General features: G+C 41.5%; 17 protein-coding genes. 4 read left to right on the top strand and 13 right to left on the bottom strand.

Going from position 1 to position 18,771, the window contains the following annotated elements; all coding sequences use genetic code 11:
* Nucleotides 1–76: 76 nt before the first annotated feature.
* From F886_RS07240 to F886_RS07225, 4 genes are all read right to left on the bottom strand, one after another.
* Nucleotides 77–1,081: a transketolase family protein gene (locus F886_RS07240; RefSeq protein ID WP_005303313.1), complete on the bottom strand. Its 1,005-nt coding sequence runs from the start codon at nt 1,079–1,081 to the stop codon at nt 77–79.
* Between the two features lie 10 nt (nt 1,082–1,091).
* Nucleotides 1,092–1,937, bottom strand: a complete 846-nt coding sequence (locus tag F886_RS07235; protein WP_081402223.1) for a transketolase — start codon at nt 1,935–1,937, stop codon at nt 1,092–1,094.
* Between the two features lie 19 nt (nt 1,938–1,956).
* Complete coding sequence (locus F886_RS07230; RefSeq protein WP_034590992.1) at nt 1,957–3,258, bottom strand: MFS transporter; 1,302 nt, start codon at nt 3,256–3,258, stop codon at nt 1,957–1,959.
* Nucleotides 3,259–3,335: 77 nt separating this feature from the next.
* On the bottom strand, nt 3,336–4,085 hold the full coding sequence (locus F886_RS07225; RefSeq protein ID WP_005303304.1) for an SDR family NAD(P)-dependent oxidoreductase: 750 nt from the start codon (nt 4,083–4,085) through the stop codon (nt 3,336–3,338).
* 184 nt (nt 4,086–4,269) lie between these two features.
* On the opposite strand from F886_RS07225, the gene F886_RS07220 reads away from it, so the two are divergent.
* Nucleotides 4,270–5,145, top strand: a complete 876-nt coding sequence (locus tag F886_RS07220) for a LysR substrate-binding domain-containing protein (RefSeq protein WP_081402222.1) — start codon at nt 4,270–4,272, stop codon at nt 5,143–5,145.
* A gap of 12 nt (nt 5,146–5,157) precedes the next feature.
* On the opposite strand, the gene F886_RS07215 is transcribed toward F886_RS07220, so the two are convergent.
* Nucleotides 5,158–5,604 carry a hypothetical protein gene (locus F886_RS07215; protein WP_005303301.1) on the bottom strand — a complete coding sequence of 149 codons (447 nt, stop codon included), beginning with the start codon at nt 5,602–5,604 and terminating at the stop codon, nt 5,158–5,160.
* Between the two features lie 171 nt (nt 5,605–5,775).
* Between F886_RS07215 and F886_RS07210 the strand changes: the two genes are divergently transcribed.
* Nucleotides 5,776–6,918, top strand: a complete 1,143-nt coding sequence (locus F886_RS07210) for an aldose epimerase family protein (RefSeq protein WP_005303299.1) — start codon at nt 5,776–5,778, stop codon at nt 6,916–6,918.
* Nucleotides 6,919–6,986: 68 nt separating this feature from the next.
* Here the strand turns inward: F886_RS07210 and F886_RS07205 are convergent, their stop codons facing one another.
* Nucleotides 6,987–8,207, bottom strand: a complete 1,221-nt coding sequence (locus F886_RS07205; protein WP_005303297.1) for an MFS transporter — start codon at nt 8,205–8,207, stop codon at nt 6,987–6,989.
* Nucleotides 8,208–8,312: 105 nt separating this feature from the next.
* Between F886_RS07205 and F886_RS07200 the strand changes: the two genes are divergently transcribed.
* The gene (locus F886_RS07200) at nt 8,313–9,101 is read left to right on the top strand and encodes an AraC family transcriptional regulator (RefSeq protein WP_005303293.1); all 789 of its coding nucleotides are present in this window, start codon (nt 8,313–8,315) and stop codon (nt 9,099–9,101) included.
* On the opposite strand, the gene F886_RS07195 is transcribed toward F886_RS07200, so the two are convergent.
* Both F886_RS07195 and def read right to left on the bottom strand, forming a co-directional pair.
* Nucleotides 9,068–10,390 (bottom strand): glutaminase, encoded by a 1,323-nt coding sequence (locus tag F886_RS07195; RefSeq protein ID WP_005303291.1) that lies wholly within the window; start codon nt 10,388–10,390, stop codon nt 9,068–9,070. The two genes, F886_RS07200 and F886_RS07195, sit on opposite strands and share 34 nt — an antisense overlap.
* A gap of 177 nt (nt 10,391–10,567) precedes the next feature.
* A complete protein-coding gene (gene def / locus F886_RS07190) occupies nt 10,568–11,050 on the bottom strand; it encodes a peptide deformylase (RefSeq protein ID WP_005303289.1) in 483 nt (160 codons plus the stop codon).
* Nucleotides 11,051–11,285: 235 nt separating this feature from the next.
* On the opposite strand from def, the gene F886_RS07185 reads away from it, so the two are divergent.
* Nucleotides 11,286–12,584 (top strand): MFS transporter, encoded by a 1,299-nt coding sequence (locus F886_RS07185; RefSeq protein ID WP_005303288.1) that lies wholly within the window; start codon nt 11,286–11,288, stop codon nt 12,582–12,584.
* Nucleotides 12,585–12,645: 61 nt separating this feature from the next.
* Here the strand turns inward: F886_RS07185 and F886_RS07180 are convergent, their stop codons facing one another.
* The 5 genes from F886_RS07180 to F886_RS07160 all read right to left on the bottom strand — a co-directional run bounded on the left by F886_RS07180 (nt 12,646) and on the right by F886_RS07160 (nt 18,760).
* Entirely contained in the window at nt 12,646–13,842 is a 1,197-nt protein-coding gene (locus tag F886_RS07180; RefSeq protein ID WP_000753763.1) for a hypothetical protein, read from the bottom strand.
* Between the two features lie 155 nt (nt 13,843–13,997).
* Entirely contained in the window at nt 13,998–15,638 is a 1,641-nt protein-coding gene (locus F886_RS07175) for a thiamine pyrophosphate-binding protein (RefSeq protein WP_005303286.1), read from the bottom strand.
* A gap of 40 nt (nt 15,639–15,678) precedes the next feature.
* The gene (locus F886_RS07170) at nt 15,679–17,145 is read right to left on the bottom strand and encodes an aldehyde dehydrogenase (RefSeq protein WP_005303284.1); all 1,467 of its coding nucleotides are present in this window, start codon (nt 17,143–17,145) and stop codon (nt 15,679–15,681) included.
* Between the two features lie 13 nt (nt 17,146–17,158).
* Nucleotides 17,159–17,950, bottom strand: coding sequence for an aspartate dehydrogenase (locus F886_RS07165; RefSeq protein ID WP_005303282.1), 792 nt, complete (start codon nt 17,948–17,950; stop codon nt 17,159–17,161).
* Between the two features lie 15 nt (nt 17,951–17,965).
* Nucleotides 17,966–18,760, bottom strand: a complete 795-nt coding sequence (locus tag F886_RS07160) for an SDR family oxidoreductase (RefSeq protein ID WP_004703156.1) — start codon at nt 18,758–18,760, stop codon at nt 17,966–17,968.
* Between the last annotated feature and the right edge of the window lie 11 nt (nt 18,761–18,771).

Here is an 18,771-nt window from a genome sequence, read left to right as displayed (position 1 = left end):
GTTTTGAATTATCCTGATTAAAAATAGGGCGTGAAGGAAATTCCATCACGCCCTTTTCAATTTGAAAATTTAATCTTTACTTCAAATGTGCCTTAATCTTTTCTTTAACCGCCTCAGTTGAAATACCATATCGATCATGCAAGGTTGGTAATGCTCCTGCATCTAAAAATGCATCTGGCAAACCAATCATGTCAAAACGAGGATGTTGTCCATTTCTTAGGAGTAAGGACCCGACAGCTTCGCCTAAGCCGCCAATGACTGAATGATTTTCAGCAGTTAAAACAGGACGGCCACCTTTTGCGACTTCATCCAGAATGGTTTGTTCATTTAAAGGTTTAATCGTAGGTACATGCAACACTGAAACCTCAATGCCCTCTTTTTCAAGCTCTTCGGCTGCCTCAAGCGCACGCATGGTCAATAAACCAGTGGAAATGATGAGTAAGTCTTTACCCGGTTTAATCACCTGTGCCTTACCTAATTTAAACTGGTAATTATATTTATCGAGCACTAATGGAACCTGTCCACGCAATAAACGCATATATACAGGGCCATTATGAGCAGCAATCTGTGGAATCGCTTGTTCGATTTCTAAGGCATCACAAGGGTCAATGATCATGAGGTTCGGCATTGCACGAAAAATCGCAATATCGTCAGTCGCCTGATGGCTTGGGCCGTAGCCTGTGGTTAAGCCCGGAAGTGCCGCCACAATTTTGACATTCAGATTATCTTCCGCAATTGCCATACAAATAAAGTCATAGGCACGGCGTGATGCAAATACAGCATAAGTTGTTGCAAAAGGAACAAATCCTTCACGAGCAAGTCCTGCTGCTGCACTCATCAAAAGTTGTTCTGCCATGCCCATTTGGAAAAACTTGTCTGGATTTTCTTTAGCAAAAATATGTAGGTCTGTATATTTAGATAAATCTGCTGATAACCCCACAATATCGTCACGCTCATTTGCCAAGGCATTCAGTGCATGACCAAATGGCGCTGGTTTTGTTGGTTGACCCTCGGCAGCAATAGAAGCAATCATTGCCGAAGTGGTTAGTTTTTTCTTAGGGGGATTAGCTAACTGGCTCATGTTGTATTCCTTACTGTCCGTAGTGGGTCAAAATATTTAAAGCGTCATCCCATTCATGTTCATCAACACGAATGAAGTGTGTTTTTTCGCGGCTTTCCAAGAACGACACGCCTTTACCCATTTTGGTGTCACAAATAATGACGCGTGGGCATGTACCTTTATGGTTTCGCGCCTGATCGAATGCCGTAAGTAAAGCTTCCATATTGTTGCCATCTACGCGTTGGGTGTACCAACCAAATGACTGCCAACGGTCTACAATCGGCTCAAACGCTAAAATTTCGCTGGAGTGCCCATCTGCCTGCTGATTATTCACATCAATAATGGCAATCAAGTTATCTAGTTTCCAATGAGAAGCAGACATCACCGCCTCCCATGTTGAGCCTTCATTTAACTCACCATCGGATAGTAAGTTATAGACAAAAGCATCCGACTTTTTCTGTTTCAGTCCTAAACATGCGCCGACTGCAATTCCAAGACCATGCCCCAATGAACCACCTGTAATTTCCATACCTGGTGTGTAAGAAGCCATGCCCGACATCGGTAGACGACTATCATCTGCACCGTAGGTTTCAAGTTCTTCAAGCGGGATAATTTTTGCTTCAATTAAGGCTGCATAAAGTGCAATTGCATAATGCCCAATAGAGAGATAAAAACGGTCACGGCCTTCCCATTCGGGGTTTTCTGGCTGATATTTCATCGCATGGAAATAAGATACTGCTAGCAAATCTGCTGCACCCAAAGCTTGTCCAACATAGCCTTGACCTTGTACTTGCCCCATACGTAAAGCATGTTGGCGAATGTGGTAGGCACGTTGTTGCAACTCGGCAATTTGGCCTGATTTATCAATATTTAACATTGTCATTTACTATTCCTTATTAACGATTGACCAGTTTTGCCGGAACACGCAGAACCAGACTGGCACCGAAAATTAAAACTGCTGTGATTAAGAACATGCCGATTGCATTTGAACCTGTGTTGGTGGTGACCCAACCGATTAAATAAGGTGAGCAAAATCCTGCAAGATTGGCGAAGCTATTGACGGCTGCAATACCTGCCGCTGCGGAAACACCACCCAAAAAGTTGGTCGGTAACATCCAGAATAAAGAGGATGCCGTCAGCACACCTGAGGCTGCGATGCAAAGACAAATTAAAGAGAGCATTAGATTTGAAGCGAATAAAGTCGCAAATGTGAGTGCTATAGCACCTGCACACATTGGAATAATTAAGTGCCAGCGGCGTTCTTGGAAATGGTCACCACTACGCCCTGCCAAAATCATGACCACAATGGCACACATATAAGGCAAGCTGGTGAGCAAACCGATATGCCAATTATCACTAATGCCCGAGTTACGAATGAGAGTTGGTAGCCAAAATGTAATAGCGTATTGGCCCATCACTACACAAAAATAGATGCCTGCGAGTAACCATAACCGTTTATCCGCAATAAACTCTTTGACACTAGCATGACCTTCTTTGTGCTGGTTATCTTGAGCAAGCTCTTGCTTCACCAAGTTTTTTTCGTCTTGAGTTAACCAGTTGGCATCTTGAACTGAATCTTTTAAAACAGCGAGTACCAATAGACCAACGAGCACAGTAGGAATGGCTTCAATAAGGAACATCCACTGCCAGCCAAACCAACCATGTACACCGCTCATTCGGTCCATAATTAAGCCTGAAAGTGGTCCACCAATCATTCCCGAAATTGGAATCGCGATAAACCAAAGTACGGTCATGCGTGCACGGCGGTAAGACGGGAACCAATAAGTGAGATAGAGCAACAAACCCGGAGCTAGTCCAGCTTCGGCGACACCCAATAAAAAACGTAAGGTGTAAAATTGCCATTCAGTTTGAACAAAAGCAAAACAGCCTGACAAAATTCCCCATGTAATCATGATACGGGCAATCCAACGTCTTGCGCCTACCTTGTGAAGTACGATGTTACTTGGTACTTCACAAAGAAAATAACCAATAAAGAAAATCCCTGCGCCTAGCCCATATACAGCTTCACTAAACTGTAAATCGCTCATCATTTGGAGTTTGGCAAAACCCACATTTACTCGATCTAAGTAGGCACAAAAATAACAAAGCATTAAAAATGGCATGAGCCGAAATGCAATTTTTCGATACGCCGATTTACGAATCGTTGTATCTACTTCAGATGAAAATACTGTATCCATCATGCGAATCCCTTTACATTTGGCCACAGTATCCTCTTGTGACCATCATTCTATTTTTAGTTTTTAAATGACAAGCCTTAATGAATCAGCATGCCACCATTTACATCGAGTGTTACGCCAGTTAAGTAAGCTGACAGATCACTTGCCAAAAATAATGCTGCATTTGCAACGTCTTGCGCTTTACCTAAACGCCCGAGTGGAATACCTGTAAGAATGTCGTGACGACGGTCATCATTCATTAAACCGCCAGTAATATCAGTATGAATTAGACCCGGAGTAAGCGAATTTACACGAATTTGGTCAGGGCCGAACTCTCGAGCCATCGCTTTTGCCAGACCTAATACCCCTGCTTTGGCAGCGCTATAATGTGGTCCGCCAAAAATACCACCGCCGCGCTGCGCTGAAACTGAAGATAAGCACACAATGCTTCCACCACCATTTGCTTTCATGGATGGAATAACGGCTTGCGACATAATGAGTGTTCCGCGCAGGCTGACATCTAAAACACGGTCATAATCATTGCGTTGAATATCAAGTGTTTTTACAGGTTGGGTAATGCCTGCATTATTAATTAAAATGTCGATTTTTCCATAGTGCTGTAGTGCTTGTTCAACAGCTGCTTTGACCTGTTCTTCATTTGCAACATTTGCAGCAAGACCTAAATGTCCTTCACCAAGTGCCTTTGCAGCGTTTTGGCTTTGAGCAAGATCTAAATCAATAATAATGACCTTAGCACCTTGTTGTGCAAAGATTTCTGCGGTTGCTCGCCCAATTCCACGTTCTGATGCTGCACCGGTAATTAATGCCACTTTTCCTTGTAGTAACATGTTCAATCCTCTTTTACGCTTTATATCCTGAGTTCTGACTTAGAATCTCTTTTTTCACAAAGCCCAGCAATCAGCTCGAATTCAACAAGGCATGAAAAAAATTCATGTCTATGCTATTTTTAAATAAGTTTTAGGGATAAAAACGGATCATTTCATGGATAGTAGTGAAAACAATTTCAACCAGATGCCCTCAATTAAAACATTACAGGCTTTTGAACAAACTGCCCGTTTCGGCAATGTTGCCAAGGCAGCCGAGCATTTGAATCTCACGCCTTCGGCAGTAAGTCACCAAATTGCTAAACTTGAAGAAATGATTGGGCAGAGTTTATTTATTCGTGGTGCTCGTGGTGTAACGCTTACCCCTTCTGGCGAACGCTATTTTCAAGATGTCACGACCATTTTGCATAACCTAATGTTAGCGACTGAAAAAGCTGCCGATAAAAGTCCTAAAGACAGTTTATATATTCATTCATCTCCAAGTTTTGGTTTGCTCTGGTTACTGCCTCGCCTTGAATCATTTAAAGAAAAATTTCCAATGATTCAGGTCAACTTGTCATGTTCTTATGAAAATTTGCACTTTACTCGCGATAAGATCGATATTGATATTCGTCATGGTTTGCCCAACTGGACAGGGGTAGAAATCAGAACGATTCGTAATGAAAAGCTAGAAGTACTTGCATCCCCCAAACTACTTGAACGCAGTCCAGTAAATAAACCTCAAGATTTATTAAAAAAAGAACTGATTTTATCGCGCTCAACCTTGGTTACTTGGCCACAATGGTTTGCCCATCAGGGTTTAAGCATTCCTGAATTTCCTTATACTTTGAGTTTTGATCGCTCTTATATGTCACTTGAAGCAGCCACACATGGGCTAGGTTTTGTTTTAGAAAGTAATTTGCTTACTCAAAATTATTTGGACTCTGGAAAGTTGGTTAGAGTTTTTGCAGATGAGCTATCGATTCCTATTTCTGCTCATCATTTGGTGTATCCGCGAACGCATCAATTTATTCCTAAAATTGAGCTTTTTTTAAACTGGATTTATGATGAGTTGGCGGATTGAGAAAGTCATTTCTTAAAGGATCTGAATTTCCTCAACTCTTAAGTGATGCATCATCTCTCGAACAAATACAAAGTAAGTAAAAATATAAAGCTGATCTGGAGCTACTTGGTTTATGTAATAGCTCAAACGCTCAATAAAATCATTGAATCCATGCTCAAGCTCAATACGGCTGATTTTCTTTTTTGCACTAAAAAATAACTGACTGAGGTGTGTCATAGCGGCATCAGACGTAACAGCTACACCACTTATCTTTAGATTTCTGAGTGGCTTTGACTCGATGATTTCTTCAATAAAATAAATCATCTTTTCGATAGCAAGTTCATCAATAACACCATGGCCGATACTTTTTGAATCAACAAACCCCAAGCCCTGTTCGAGTTGAATATTTTGATTATCTATGTCAAATGACAAGCCATTAAGACCAAGTGAAAATTTTAAAACCGAGTCGGGATGAGTCATGAAATTGCTTACCGTTGAGTTTTACTAATAGGATTAGTGCCAGTTTGTTCAATGCTTAGCGTTAACAGCGCTAATCCTCATTAACACTATATATAATAAAAAACTCTTTAAAAAGACGAAAAATCAATCTTATATTCATCCAATCCTACGATTAAAAAATAGAGTATAAGCATGAAAAAATTAGTAATTTTAAGTTTCACCCTTTATAGCTTTGCGCAAATTACAAATGCAGCAACATTAAACGTAAAACCCTATGGCACAACACAAGATGGTCAAAAAGTTGATCTATACACCATGAGCAATAACAAAGGAGTTTCGGTTTCTTTTATTAGCTTTGGTGGTGTAATTACCCAGATTTTGACTCCCGATGCACAAGGTAAACAAAATAATATAGTTTTGGGCTTCGATGACCTAAAAGGCTATGAAGTCACTGATACCAAGGAAGGCATTCATTTTGGTGGATTGATTGGGCGTTATGCGAACCGGATTGGCAATGCTAAATTTAGCTTAGATGGAAAAACGTATAACCTTGAAAAAAATAATGGACCGAATTCATTGCATAGCGGTAATCCGGGTTTTGATAAACGTGTTTGGCAAGTTAAGCCCCTCGTTTCTAAAGGTGAAATCGTTAAAGCTTCTCTTAAGTTAACCAGTCCGAATGGTGATCAAGGTTTTCCGGGGAAATTAGATGTAGAAGTGATCTACAGTCTTTCTGATCAAAATGAATTCCAAATCGAATATAAGGCTAAAACTGATCAACCGACTGTCATCAATCTCACCAACCACAGTTATTTCAACTTGTCAGGCGCTGGTAACCCTTATGGCGTACTGGATCATGTTGTGCAACTTAATGCAGACCGTGTATTGGTAACCGATCAAAACTCTTTACCAACAGGTGAGATTGCCTCAGTTGCAGGTACACCTTTTGATTTTCGAACGCCTAAAGCAATCGTAAAAGATATTCGAGCGAATCATCAGCAATTGGCATATGGATATGGCTATGACCAAACTTGGGTAATTAATCAAAAGTCTCAAGGAAAGTTAAATCTTGCAGCTCATGTTTTTGATCCGAAATCTAAACGGACACTGCAGGTTTTAACCACAGAACCAAGCGTTCAAATGTATACAGCCAATCATTTACTCGGAAATGTGGCTGGGGCAAATGGCGTACTCTATCGACAAGCAGATGCGCTAGCATTAGAAACGCAGCATTTTCCAGATAGTCCGAATCAACCATCTTTCCCTTCTACACGTTTGAACCCAAATCAAACTTATAACAGTGTCACCGTATTTAAATTTGGTATTCAGAAATAGTCTTTTTAATTGGAACTATAGTTATCTAAAAATACTCTCAGCCGAATATGACTGAGAGTATTTTTCATTTATTTAACTTTTGTGTTTGGTAAAAATGCGGTGGCAAATCCAAGTAATGGCAAGAATGAACATAAACCAAATACCCATTCAATGCCGTTAATATCAGCTAAATGTCCCAACCCTGCAGCGGCAATACCACTTACCCCAAACATAAGACCAAACATTAAACCTGCGATCATACCTACACGGCCCGGAACAGCTTCTTGTGCGTAAACCACCATTGCAGCAAAAGCAGACGACAACACTAAACCTGCAATAATTGAGAAAACTGTTGTCCAAAATAAGTTTGCATACGGCATCATTAATGCAAACGGCGCCATACCCACAAATGAAACCCAAATAACAGCTTTACGGCCAATTTTGTCACCAATTGGGCCACCCGCAAATGTACCTAAAGCAACAGCTGCTAAAAAGGCAAACAAATGTAATTGAGCTGTTTGAATACTGATATGAAACTTTTGAATTAAGTAAAAGGTAAAGTAGTTACTAATGCTGGCAATGTAGGTAAATTTAGCAAACATCAATAAACTAATTGTGCTCAAAGCAATAATAAGCTTACGGCCATGCAATTTACTCTGTGCTTGGTTTGCACGCGCAGCCACCTGATTTTTAGCATGACTCACCGTCCAACGGCTTACGCCAAATAAAACCCAAATGGCTAAAAGTGCAAATATCACTAAGCCCGCAACTGCATGCTGCCCAAATGGAACAATCAATAACGCTGCTAATAATGGACCAATGGCAGTACCTGTATTTCCGCCCACCTGAAAAGTCGACTGTGCCGTACCGAAACGCCCACCCGATGCCATTCGTGCCACCCGTGAAGCTTCAGGGTGAAAAGTTGCAGAGCCTACTCCAATTAGCGCAGATGCACATAACAACACTGTAAAGCTTGGTGAAAATGCCAACAAGATAATGCCGCAGAATGTGACCATCATTCCGAGTGGTAGAAGATATGGTTTTGGATGTTTATCGGTATATAGTCCAATCCAAGGCTGGAGCAGTGAACCTGTAATTTGATATACAAACGAAATCAGGCCAACTTGAGCAAAACTAAGTGAAAAGTTTGCTTTTAGCATTGGATAAATAGCGGGTAGCACTGCTTGAATCAAATCATTCAGTAAATGTGCGACCGCCACGGCGCCTACAATTTTAATAATCATTCCTTGAGGCTGATCATTTGCAACGGTATTGGCAATACCATCTTTCAATTGTATTGAAGACGTCATACCTGAAAAACTCCAATATTCTAAGTAAGATGCTTATTGTAAATTGTCGCTTATAAAGTTATCTTCCAATAATCATTGTATAAGTGACAATTTTTAGGATAGTTTATGTCCGATTCTCTTATTCAGTCTGATTTGTCTGAACTTGTGATTGGGCTATCTTCTGAGCATTCTTACCGAGAAATCACGCCGACTCATACACATACACGTGCGCAGTTTTTGTATGCATCCACAGGAAACATTCAGGTGTTTACGCCGAACAATGTCTGGATTGTGCCGCCCATGTGTGCCTTATGGATTCCTGCTCATGTTGAGCACAGTGTGATTTCACTAAGTCACGTGAAGTTAAATACGGCGTTGGTTGAAGTAAATGCAGCCGCTCTAATGGGTCAGCATTGCTTTATTATTCGGGTAAGCAACCTGTTGCATGAGCTTTTGATTCGTTTAAATGAAATTGAACGAGAAGACACGCCAAATACTGCGACGTCTCAAAAGCTTTCCCGTTCTTTACAAATTTTGATTTTTGAAGAAATCCATCGGGCCAATTTGTTGCCTATTCAAATTCCTTGGCCGAAAGACAAGCGACTATTAAAAATTTGCCAAGAGTTATTACACACTCCTGACCATTCAAAAGACTTAACAGATTGGGCTGATGAGATTGGTGCGAGTTCTAGAACCCTAATGCGTATGTTCCAAAAAGAAACTGGACTGTCTTATCGGGCATGGGTCCAGCAAATGCATATTGCACTTGCCTTAAGTAAAATTGCGAATGGTGAATCTATTGCTCGAATTTCTGAATCACTGGGGTATAACAACCCCAGCGCGTTCAGTGCGATGTTTAAGCGACATCTAGGAAAAACACCTCAGCAGTTTAGAAGTTCTGCGATGTCGCTATAAGTCTTTTTTTTTGCAGGTAGGTCATGCTTTTCGAGCAAATCATCAAAATCGTGGTAGACATGAAGCTCACGATCTTTACCAGTTCTCGCATGATCTAATCGTTGTTCAGGATCCACTAAAACAAGCGTATGGCCATCATCAATCAGACGATCAACGCCTTCTAAGAACATACGTTTACCCACATCGTGGATAAGTGAAATCTGGGTTAAATCAATGACGATTGTGCTTTGGTCAGTTGTCTCATCTTGTAAAATGCGCAACAACATTTCAGCTTCGGTAAATTTCAATACACCGCGAAGCACATATACACTTAATGAAGCATCTTTTCCTGTACGGTAATGGCTTTGCACAATCGTTTGTGCAGAAGGTGTACCTTCCATGAGGTGTAATCCCATGTCACGGGATAACCGTTCTAAAATATCGATGCCTCGAATACTATGACCATGCTCATCTAAACGAGGAGAAAAAGCAGCAATACTGACCTGACCCGGTAGTACACCCAAAATACCGCCTGCTACACCACTCTTAGCAGGAATACCTACAGTCGACAACCAGTCACCCGCGGCATCATACATACCACAGCTCATCATGACACTGAGCACTTGTCTAACCACAGATCGGTTTAACAAACGCTTTCCAGTTTTAGGGTCAACCCCACCATTGGCAAGTGCACTGCCCATACGTACCAAGTCTTTAACTGTAACCATGATCGCACATTGACGAATGTAACCATTCACAATATCGACAGGGTCAGTCTCTAAAATTCCAACAGTTCGCAACATATAACCGATCGAAAGATTACGGTAGGCAGTTTTGACTTCCGAATCATAGACAGACTCATCAAAACTTAATTCACGTCCTGCAAGCTCGCTCATAAAACGGCGTAGAATTTCTGCACTATGTAAACCATGCTTGACCTGAATCAAGGAATGTACAGTAATTGCGCCAGAGTTAATCATCGGGTTTTTCGGACGTCCGTCTTTACCCAATGAAATTTCATTGAAGGCTTCCCCCGAAGGCTCTACCCCTACTTTCGCAAGTACTGCATCAATACCAAGCTGTTGTAAAACATAGGCATATACGAACGGTTTAGAAATCGATTGAATGGTGAATTCAACATCATCATCTCCAATCGAATAAATTTCGCCATCTACCGTAGACATGGCTAAAGCTAATCGATCTGGATTTGCATTTGCTAACTCTGGAATATAGTCAGCTAGATGTCCGCTATTATCTACCTCACAGGCTTCTATCACATTTGCCAAATAATCTGGGAGAGGGGTTTTCATGGTCAGTAACCTTAAATGAGGAGATTTACACTTTCGATCATTTTTTCAGCACAACCTGCTGATAATATTAAAATTATAATTTTTTAGTGAAATAAAAATCACGATATAAGTATTGTAATTCCGATGGCTTATTTATTTCAAGCTCATTATACGTTTTTAAAAACTTTAAACAGAAAATTAGATTATTCTTTCTACAAATAGAACTCCATTTAAATGATCCACTTCATGTTGAACAATTCGAGCTGGAAAACCATGGAAAACTGTTTCAACGGCTTCACCCTGAAGTGTTAAATATTTAACCTTAACCATTTCTGCACGTTCAACTTGTCCACGCTCATCTGGCACACTTAAGCAGCCTTCTTCACCCAAAAGCGTTTCATTTGAGAACTCTAAAATTTTAGGATTCACCATCACCACAGCATCCATTTCAGGTGCATCGGGATAGCGTGGGTTTGGTCTGGAAGCCACAATAATGACGCGTTTAGAAATATAAACTTGCGGTGCGGCAATCCCTACTCCATTACGCTCAAGCATGGTTGCTTGCATAGCAGCAGCAAGCTGATAAAGCCAGTCACTATTTAATTCATTTGCCGAGACAGGGGCCGCAATCAGTTTTAAGATATCTTCACCACGCTTTGCGACTGGTAAAACTACACTCATCCTTTGAATCTCTCATTAAACTAGCTAGACAAGTTTTATTGTGTCGTTGAATAGCTCAAAAGAAAAGTCATTCCTACATCTGTTTTTGTTTCATCTAATGCGTTTTTTGTTTTAAAGCTTTTTTATTTGAGTGATTGCAAAATCTAAACCTCTTCATAGAACAAATTTCCTCCATTTACTTTTACTTCACTTTTCCATTAATATCCAAACTTCAATTACAACAATTAAGTAAAAAATGGATCAGGACTTAACTTTGCAGGATGCGAACTATCTTAATAAAGAAGATAAACGAACCCTTGCCCTTTCTTCATTGGGCGGTGCTTTAGAGTTTTACGATTTCGTGATTTATGTGTTTTACGCCAAAATCATTTCTGACCTCTTTTTCCCAAGCACGCTTAGCCCTTTTTGGGCCATGCTTAACACCTACGGTATTTTTGCAGCAGGTTACTTTTTTAGGCCATTAGGCGGGGTTGTCATGGCTCATTTTGGTGATCTGGTCGGGCGTAAAAAACTATTTTCACTTTCTATTTTGCTAATGGCGCTACCTACCCTGTTTATCGGGATATTGCCGACCTTTGAAAATATTGGGTATTTGGCACCGCTACTTTTATTGCTTATGCGAGTGGTACAAGGGATTGCGATTGGGGGTGAAATTCCAGCCGCGTGGACATTTGTGTCTGAACATGTACCTGAAAGAAAAATTGGGCTGGCAAATGGTTTACTCACTGCCGGACTGTCTCTAGGAATTTTACTAGGCGCGCTCATGTCTCTATGGATTTCACTGAATTTTAGTGAGGGACAAATCCATGACTGGGCTTGGCGTATTCCTTTCATTGCAGGTGGTATTTTTGGTCTAGTCGCACTTTATTTACGGACTTATTTAAAAGAAACCCCAGTGTTTAAAGCCATGCAGGCACGTAAAGAAATTTCAAAAGAAATGCCTGTAAAACAAGTCTTAAAAACGCATAAAATAGCCGTTGCGATTGGCATGTTATTTACGTGGTTTTTAACTGGTTGTGTGGTGGTAGTGATTTTAGCCATGCCAAATTTATTGATTGGTTCATTTGGCTTTGAACGCGCACAGACTTTTGAAATGCAAAGTGCAGCAATTGTTATGCAAATGGTCGGCTGTATCTTGGCTGGCTATTTTGCTGACCGTTTTGGCTGTGGCAAAGTCATGATGGTCGGTGCGCTTGCCGTTGCACTCACAGCAGCAGTTTTTTATAACAGTTTAGGACATGCAGCCCATTCAACTATTTTTGGTTTATATATGTTGTTGGGTCTATGCTCAGGTACAGTCGGCATGGTGTCGAGCAGTATGGTCAAAATGTTCCCCGCGCCTGTACGTTTCTCGGGCATTTCATTTTCTTATAATTTATCGTATGCAATTGTTGGTGGTATGACCCTGCCTTTAGTGCATTGGCTCAGCCAATATAGTGATATTGGTGCGATGTATTATATTTTCGCGCTAACAATTTTGGCCTTTGTGACTGCTTTTGTATTTTGGAATAAGTTTGAAAAAAACAGATATTAAACGCTTTAAATTATTAAATAAAAAACCACGCCGATTGCGTGGTTTTTTATTGTTATTCACTTTAGAAAGTAAAGCCAATATTAAAGTTAATACGGTATAGCCATTTATCACTGTTTGGCGAGGTTGCAGAGGTATAACCCGTTGAGTTGGTTGCCCCACCAATGATGTTGGAGTTTTTACCCCACGTATAATCCGCCCAAACCATAAATGGTGAAGCAATAAACATCATACCTGTGGTGTTCATTTGCGAATCTGACCAATCATCACGTTTTTTATCCAGATAACTATAGTCATTATAAAACTTAATGGATTTTAGCTTGCCCATATTAGTGACAGGCAACGTATAAGCAAGGTTTAAACTGGCAATCGTACCTTCTGAAGCAATGAAATAAGCAGGTGTAAGTCCATTCGCCCCCATTAAAGTCATATCACTATTTACACCATCCGGATTTTTAGCATCGTATTGATAATGAATGACAGAACTTTGTAAATTAAAGCGTTTGTAGTTGTTTTCAGTATGCAAACCGACTGCATAATATTTGCCGTCTTTATCGGTAATATCATTATGTAACTGAGCAATTGCACCCGATACACCGAACTCTTGCTTACCGAAATCAGTTTCTAACTTGCGAACAATGCGGGTATTCACCTGATTACGCTTTTCATTTTGATAGGCTTTTTGAGATGGAAATGCATTTCCAGCCAAGTCATCATAAGTTGCACTCTCTGGTGAATAACGCAAATTCGTCTCTAACATTTGCGGGTAATAACCGAGTTTTAAATCCCAGTCTTTGTCGTGATAATTCCAGTTAATCCCCGGTGCAATGTTATTGCCATAACCTAGAAAGAATGGAATGTGATAGGTCCAGCCATTTTGTGGGTATGGATAAATCGTGAAAGGTTTATAGACCAGACCCGCTTCAATGCTGTTATTGGCATCTAAGTTATAGCCAACATATGCTTTTTCAATGGACGTTTTCTGTTGGTCTTGAAACATATAACTGGCATTGATGTAGGCATCATCAAATTTACCTTTGAGATCGACCCTGAAAATATCAAAATGGAGCTTACCAAAACCACGGTTTGGCCCTTCCCAATCTTCATAGCGTTGATTTAACCGAACCACCCCACCTAACTTTAATGAGTCGGTGCCGTCATCACTTTTCCATTCAAGCAATGAGTCTTTTGCAAATGCATTGACGCTTACCCCCAGCGTAAGCGGTGCAATGAATGCCATGATCAATGAAGTCTTTTTCATCTCTACATCCTTGATTGAGTTCCAGCGTCCTGCTGGAACTTTATTTGTTTTACCTGTAAAACTTCGTTTTTATTGTTTTTTAGACAAAAAAATTTATCTAAAAAAAGGATGGCTTAGCAGCTCCCATCGCATATGTACTAAACCATCCAAACTGGTTAATACAGTTTCTTTTGCGGTGGACCCGCGAAGTTTAATGGTCCAATCGAGTTCATATCGAGCTCAATCACAGTTGGCCCTTCAAAAGCGACTGCCTCTTGAATAACCGTTTTAAACTCATCTGCACTACCCACTTTCCAGCTTTTCACACCCATTGATTCGCCAAGAAGTTTGTAATCTGGCGTATGCAATTCATTGAAATACTGACGACCACCGAAGTAGTTATTTTGAATGCCACGCATTACGCCATAACCACCGTCATTCATAATCATTAAGACCATGTTGGTGTTTTCTTGCACCATAGTTGCAATTTCACCAATACCCAGCATTAAGCCGCCATCACCGACTAAACCAATCACTTTTTTGTCAGGGTTAGCAACCGAAGCACCTATTGCAGTTGCAAGGCCTAAACCAATTGCACCCGCGAGTGAGTGAATGTTTTGATTTGGTGCTTGTACAGGGAATAAACGACTGCCCCATGTGCTACCTGACATGGTGATGTCACGTACAAAAATGCCGTCTTGAGGTAAAGCTGCACGCAAGTGATCACAAATTAAAGCGTACTGATCGATTTGCTTACGCAGTGCATCAATTGCAGCCTGTTTTGCTGCCACTACAGCAGCATCGTAATCGGCATCAACTTTTGAAGTGCCTTGAAGTTTTTCCAACACACGTGTTAAGACATCTTTGGCATCGCCACAAATGAAGTTGCGGATTTTGTAATTACGTTGCTGAGCCACTGGGTTGGCATCCACCTGAATAATATTTTCAGGGAATTCAACCGAATAAGTTTTTGTTTCATTACTACGTAAACGTGAACCCATCACAACCATTAAGTCAGCATCTTTTAATAACTGCTCAACACCTGCCGAGTTATGAAAAGCACCTAAACTACGTGGATGATCATCTGCCAACACACCACGGCCGTGCGTAGACGACACTACTGGAATACCTAAATCTGCAATGCCTTTAACTTCGGCAACGCTATTTAAAGTTCCACCACCAATCCAGAAAATTGGACGTTTTGCTTTTTTGATTTCACTGACAAGAAGATCAATTTCTGCTTGCTCTGCCTGTGGCAACTCAAGTGCTTTCACTGGCCCAAGATTAAGTGGCAAATCGATTTCTGCTGCTTGTACATCAATGGGTAACTCAACACTTACCGGTCCCATTGGAACTGTAGTTGCTACTCGAATTGCTTCACGAATCACGCCAACAGCATTGTCTGGACTGGTAATACGAAATGCCGCTTTGCTTGATGCACGTAAGAATGTAAGTTGGTCTTTAGTTTCATGAATGAAGCTCGCATCACGGTCGAGATATTCACGCTCAACTTGACCCGTTAAATGCAATACAGGGCTACCCGCGTTCATTGCTTCAATGAGTGACCCCACCGCATTACCTGCACCAGCACCCGTACTGGTCAACGCTACACCTAGGCCTTTAAAGCGTGAGTGTGCATCTGCCATGGTGACCGCGCCAGCCTCACCGCGTGCTGCGACAAAACGCATTTTTTCACGGCGCCCTACTGCATCGGCAATAGGTAAATTGTGGATGGAAATAACACCATAAATACTATCAACTTGGTGCGCTTCTAAAACTCTTGCGATTGCTTCGCCTACATTTACACGTTCAGTCATGTCTGTTCCTCAAAATTTGTTTTTTCAGTCCTTGAATTTATTAATCGCACCAAGGGTTAGGCTGTTCATTCAGCCCCATATAAATACTCTTTTGTTGCATGTACGATAAAATGCCCAAACGGCCTTTTTCGCGCCCAATCCCACTGTCTTTAAAGCCACCAAACGGCGCACTAATCGAGAACTTTTTATAGGTATTAATCCATACCGTTCCAACCTCTAACACACGTGCGATGCGCCAAGCTTTACGATAGCTTTCAGTCCAAATACCTGCGGCAAGACCAAAACAACTGTCATTGGCTTGAGCAATTAAATCTTGCTCGTTGTCATATTTCATAACCACTAAAACAGGGCCAAAAATTTCTTCCTGACAGGTTTGAGCACTGTTATTTAAGCCCGTAATAATGGTCGGTAAGTAATAACTTCCTTTGGCATAGTCACCAGTGGTAAGCGCTTCACCACCAATCAGAACCTGACCACCTTCGCTTTTAGCAAGCTGCACATAGCGGTCAACTGACTGCAAATGTTTGTCATTAACCAGTGGCCCTAAATGCACACCAGCTTGTTCCGGGTGGCCCACACGTAAGCCTTTGGTTATTTCAACCAAATGCGTTAAAAACTGATCGTAAAGACTGCTATGAATAAACAAGCGAGAACCTGCGATACACGCTTGGCCTGCTGAGCTAAAAATTCCGTACGCGACACCTTTAGCAGCTAGTTCGACATCTGCATCTGGTAAAACAATGGTTGGTGACTTTCCGCCTAACTCAAGCGAAGTGGTAATCAGTTTTTCTGCGGCAATATGTGCCAAATGACGCCCCGTGGTTGTTCCACCTGTAAAAGAGATTTTACGAACCAATGGGTGCTGAGCAATGGCATCACCAATCACAGAACCACGACCAACTAGCACGCTGAGTAAGCCTTTTGGTAAGCCAGCTTCTTCAAAAATCTTGGCAAGCTCTAAAGCAATCAGTGAAGTTGCTTCTGCTGGTTTTAAAACCACGGCATTTCCTGCTGCCAAAGCTGGAGCAAGCTTTTGAACCTCACTCGCGATTGGAGAGTTCCAAGGCGTAATTGCTGCTACAACACCCACAGGTTCATGCACGCTCATGGTCATAAAGTCTGGAGCACGTTGAGTGGTGAGCCCATCATTCATCGTTTCACATGCTGCTGCAACATAACGTGCAGTCGCCGCAGCGCTCATCACCAAACCACGAGTTTCGGTTAAAGGCTTACCATTATCACGTGTTTGTAATTTCGCTAATTCGTCTACACGTGCTTCAATAATGTCTGCAACTTTGTAGAGAATACGTGCGCGCTCATGCGGTAAGCTGTTTCTCCAGCTCGGCTCACGCCAAGCCTGATCTGCTTTTTCAATTGCTTCATTTACATCATCAAGCGTTGCCGTTGAAAGCTCAGCGTTTACCGACTGATCTGCCGGAAACAGGCTTTGAATGACTGCACCACGGCCTAATCGCCATTCACCTGCAATATAAATTTCCTTTGCCATGATCAAATCCTTCTTAAATCTGTATTGCTTCTACACTGTTGCGACAAGCACGAATCACGCTAAGCGCAGCCAAAGTTGATGTTTTCGGGTTACTTGGCAACGGTACGCCCACCAGTTCAATGGTCATTTGCCCAAAGCCACCTTCTGCCACAATGGTGTGTTTGTTTTTGTTGATGGTTGGATCAACAGTTAACTCAACCATGGTTTCATCCATTCCAAGCCCTGCAAGTGCAATGGTTGCTGCAACGTTGGCATTGGCTGGAAATTTGGTCGCAGCTTCACGGGCAGTTCCTGTAAAAAAGACTGTAGCCTCTGCAACATGGTCTAAATCCACTAATTGTTCTGCATAGCTACCCTTCCAGCTTTTTGGACTTTTACAACCTTTGTAAGTGACTTTTTGCAAACCACCTTCTTTAGCAGCAGAAATACCGTCAATGCCTGCGATAGCCCCTGCAAGCAAATGCAGATGTGCATCATTTTTTTCGGCAGTTTGTTTAAGCTGAATCAAAAACTCGTTATCAGCCAAAGTACCCACCGAAATCAGACCAATGGTCCAGCCTTTCGCTAAAACTTTTTGAGCATGCTCTTTCACTGCTGCTTGACCTGCCACCTCAATGACATAGTCAGGCTCACCATCACATTGCTCAATATCTGAAATCACCTGAATCTCGGAAGACACTTGTGACTGCACTTTTTCAATACTGCGAGATGGCACGACAATCCATTTAAGTTGCAGATCTTGAGGCAAATGGGCATACACTTCTGCTGCCATTGCGCCAAAACCAATCATCATCAACTTTTTCATGACAGCACCTGATATTTATAAATGTTTGTTAAAACCACCTGAGACATCTATTGCCGAACCTGTGGTATAAGATGCCAATGGTGATGCCAAGAAAACTAAAGCACGTGCAGGCTCTTCTGGACGGCCTAAACGCTGCATTGGGATACCACGATTTTTTGCGATATTGCCGGTCCATTCTTCCCATGACAGATTTAAATCTGAACGGGTTTCATAACGGCGTTTCCACTGCGCAGATTCGACCATTCCGAGTAAAATCGAGTTCACACGAACGCCATATTGAGTAAACTCATGCGCTAAAGAATGGGTCAAATTCAACAGTGCAGCGCGTGCAGATGAAGTCGCAATCATGTGCGGTTCAGGTTGCAATGCCAGTAATGAGTTCACATTGGTAATTGAGGCATTTGCCGACTGTTTTAAGTCATCAAGAAAAGCTCTTACCGGATGTAAAACACTGAAATATTTCAGCTCAATTTCTTTCATCCAGTCTTCATCTTGCGTATTTTCAAAATTTGAAACACGGCCTTGCCCAGCATTGTTAATGAGCATGTCCACATTGCCCAAATTGAGTTTGACGTCTTTAGCAAATTGCTGAACTTCTTCTTTTTTCAATACATTGCATGCTTTGGTAAAAATATTGGCATGTGGAAATTTTTCTAAAATATAGTGCTTAGAAGCATTTAAACGTTCTTCATCGCGACCACACCAAGCAACTTTTGCACCCTCTGCAACCAGTATTTCAACAGCAGCCAGCCCAATCCCAGATGAGCCACCGGTAACAACTGCAACTTTTCCTTCAACTTGGAAGCTCATAATCCTTAATC

The organism is Acinetobacter sp. NIPH 542 (assembly GCF_000369825.1).
Classification (GTDB): Bacteria; Pseudomonadota; Gammaproteobacteria; order Pseudomonadales; family Moraxellaceae; genus Acinetobacter; species Acinetobacter oleivorans.
The sequence above is the reverse complement of the archived record's forward strand: the minus strand, read 5'-3'. Positions and strand labels throughout refer to the sequence as shown.